The organism is Rhodopirellula sp. JB055, assembly GCF_043100905.1.
In the GTDB taxonomy this organism is placed as follows: domain Bacteria; phylum Planctomycetota; class Planctomycetia; order Pirellulales; family Pirellulaceae; genus Rhodopirellula.
On sequence record NZ_JBICHO010000493.1, the window covers coordinates 1 to 3,211 of the forward strand.

The window sequence follows — 3,211 nt, forward strand, 5'->3', positions numbered from 1 at the left end:
GCGATTTGAGCGAGGATCCCCAGCGAGACGCCCAAAATCGCCAACGACAACATCATTTCCAACAACGAAAAACCGCGACGCATCAGAGCGTCCGATCGGCGAATCGATGCAGGGTCAATAACAGAAGCATTCACGGAGTCACCTCCACACTGGCGTCGCCCGTCAAACCACGCAGCAAAACGGCTCCTGAACCAGCTTCCACATGACTTAGCGTGATCCTCGCGTTGCTCGTCTGACCGGTGGGGTAAAAGTAGACTGGCGGGAAATCGTTCGAGGCGGTCAGGACGACTTCTCCATCGGTGTCCGGCACCGTCGCAGTGGTCGACTCCGCCGCGTTGATCAACAACGTCGCCGCTTCCGTGCTGCTTTGTCCGCCGACCGGCGAAGTCAGCACGCTAGTGATCGTCACCCCTTCGGGCATTTCAATCACACGTGCATCGGCCTGGACCGGCGCGACCGCGGTGGCATCTAAAGTCTGAGAGGCTCCCGACAACAATGACGACTGCGAACCCGTTTGGTCTGTCGCTTGGACGGCGTCAGCGGATGAGTTCAATGGAGAAACAATCCACGCATTGGATTGGTTGGCTCCCGACGCGTCCACATAATTCGGCTCCGCAGGACGCAAAACCATCACACGCCCATCTCGCATGGCTCGCACGCGAAGCCGCGTCATTTCAGCGGCAAGCTGATCGGCTCCGCGAACCAAACGGCGATCCGACAAAAGGGCTCCCGCTGTGGGAATGACCACGGCCGCGATGGCGGCAAACACGGCCATCGCGAGCAACAGCTCCAACAACGTGAAAGCAGCGTTTGCAGCCAACCCACCACTGGAACCTGAGTGATGATCCTCACGAAACGAAAGCGTCATGGCAATCAGCCTGACACGATGATGTCATCATCCGTGTTGACTTGACCGTCGATTCCGCCACTGCGGATCTCAAACGTGTTTCCATTCACGCTGTAAGTCAATGCGTTGCCCCAAGCGTCCATCGGAATTTCCGTGATGATCGGAGCAACCCATTTGGCTTTCTTGGCCGAGTCGCTCGGTCCGTCGCGAAGTTGCTCCAGCGTTTCCGGCAGCGAATTCATCCGGATCTGATACATCTGAATGTTGCTCTTGAGCGAGTTGAGCTGAGTCATCGTCGCGTTCACGTTCGCTTCGGCTTGGGCACCGGTGATGTTCACCAGCACGATCCCGCCGATCACGACCAAGATCGAGAGCACCAACAGCAGTTCCAACAACGTGAAGCCGGCACGAGCAGCGGAAGCCGAACGGCGGGCGAGCGGGCGAGCCAAGGTCACGCGTTGGCGTTGAGGTCGACGAGCCACGCAATGGCGATCAGTGAGCGTCATGAATCGAAACATTCTGCAAGGGTGGGAAGTTGGGAAGGGCGCCCATTCGCTTGAATCCGTTGATCGGCTGGCAGTTTCACCATCCGCGGGCAGGGCGTTCTTCCAAGCGTACATTGAAATGAACCCCAAGCCAGCCCCGAAGTTTCGGAGAATGCTCTTCGAACAACGAATTGCCGCGGTCCGCCAACGTTCCCCCACCCAAACATGACGCTTGGCCTTCCGCCCCGACGGCTGAACCAGGCCCTCGCCCTTGGCGAGCTGCGAACCCCGAAAACCGGGCCCCGAAAACCGAGCCCCGCCACGCAACCTCAGGCCCCATCCCCCCCCCTTTCCCCCCTGTTCAAAACGAACCAGGCCGTGGGAAATCCGAGGAGTCGGCATGCCGCCAATCCAAGCTCCGAGCGTGCCTCTCGGACACTCCACGATGGATTGAGAGCAGGACGCGACTTCTATTTACGTGCCTCACGAGTCCATCCAGGGAATTTGTTCGTTTGGTTTGCAACGGTTGTAACGACGAATTGCCAGAATTTCTGTCCAGTTTCTCGACGCCGAGTTGACAGTCCAATTATCTTCATACGTCCGGCTGGCCCCCGTTGCGCTCCCGCAGAGGGCGGAATGGGTGTGCGTGTGCCTGCATAGAACGACATTTTTTAAACTTTTCATTTGATATTTCGATTCGCTTCGCCGTCACGGTGACCGTGGCCGAATCCCTTCATTCTTCGAGTTTCTCATGACGCTTCGCCGCTTTCAGACCATGTTGGGCAACGCCGTTTCAGACACTTCGTCCCCGTCGGGCCGAAGCACGAAGGGCCAACGTTATTCCAAATCACGACGAGCCCGCAGCGAACGCCGAAGCAAATTGCAAACCGCTGACCGCCGCCTGAACCACGAAACGCTGGAAAAAAGAGAACTCCTGGCCGCAGAAGTCGTAGCAATCCGCCCGGACGCGGGCGCGTTGATCTCGGATGGTGACACCCTCCGCAACACGCCCCGAGAAATCAACTTGCTGTTCAACGGCAACGCGAATTTGGTGGAAAGCACCATCGATGGAAACATTCGTTTGGTCCGCGCCGGTGGCGATGGCACGTTCGGCGACGGCAACGAAGTGGAGGTTTCGCTGGGCTACTTGGGGCTCGAGACCCCCGGCGACACATCCCTGGAAGGTCGCCAACGAATTGTCATGCGTCCGGCCAGCAATGCGATCCACAACGCCACCGATCCATCGGCATCACTGCCAGACGACACCTACCGCATCGAGATCACAGCGAGCCTAGAAAGCGAAGAAGCAAGCGGCAATGTGGCCTTCAACGGAGGCGTCGATTTTGCCTCCACCTTCACATTGGATCGAGCAGCACAGGTGACGGCTGTCGTTCCTCAACCTGTGGAACGAACCAACACCTCTCCTTTGGATCCCCAAGGTTCGGTGGCACAACGCTTGGATGTCATCGAAGTCTACTTTGATGACCAAACTTTGGATCTGAACGACGCCCAAGACGAGACGCTTTATCGCTTGATCGACATGGACGATGAAACGGCTCCACCAATGCAGCCACAAACAGCTCTCTATGACATCGTTACCAACAAGGTGACCCTAACGTTTGGCAGCAACTTGCCGGAAGGAAATTTCCGACTGGACCTTGGTGAGGAATTCATTGCACAAGGTCCAATGGTGATAGGAGATGGCACCGACGACTCCAACTCCAGCGTCGATTCCCCTACCGAAGAAGCTACGAATCTGGGAATCCTTTCTCAAGATGGAATCCGTGTTTCCTCACAATTGACCGGCCAGGATATTGCGATCCCTCCTTACGTTGGATCTCAGGATGAACCTGGCCATCGCCAGATACAACGTGAAGCT

The 3,211-nt window shown here is 57.1% G+C and carries 4 protein-coding genes; 1 reads left to right on the forward strand and 3 read right to left on the reverse strand.

The window, feature by feature from the left end; genetic code table 11:
- From ACF8AM_RS19355 to ACF8AM_RS19365, 3 genes are all read right to left on the reverse strand, one after another.
- A partial coding sequence (locus ACF8AM_RS19355) for a prepilin-type N-terminal cleavage/methylation domain-containing protein (RefSeq protein WP_392557232.1) occupies positions 1–83 on the reverse strand: 83 nt, incomplete at its 3' end.
- A 47-nt stretch (positions 84–130) separates the two neighbouring features.
- Positions 131–868 (reverse strand): prepilin-type N-terminal cleavage/methylation domain-containing protein, encoded by a 738-nt coding sequence (locus ACF8AM_RS19360; protein ID WP_392557229.1) that lies wholly within the window; start codon positions 866–868, stop codon positions 131–133.
- A gap of 5 nt (positions 869–873) precedes the next feature.
- Positions 874–1,353 (reverse strand): type II secretion system protein GspG, encoded by a 480-nt coding sequence (locus ACF8AM_RS19365; RefSeq protein WP_392557230.1) that lies wholly within the window; start codon positions 1,351–1,353, stop codon positions 874–876.
- A 730-nt stretch (positions 1,354–2,083) separates the two neighbouring features.
- Between ACF8AM_RS19365 and ACF8AM_RS19370 the strand changes: the two genes are divergently transcribed.
- Positions 2,084–3,211, forward strand: a 1,128-nt coding sequence (locus tag ACF8AM_RS19370; RefSeq protein WP_392557231.1) for a hypothetical protein, incomplete at its 3' end; no start/stop codon positions are given.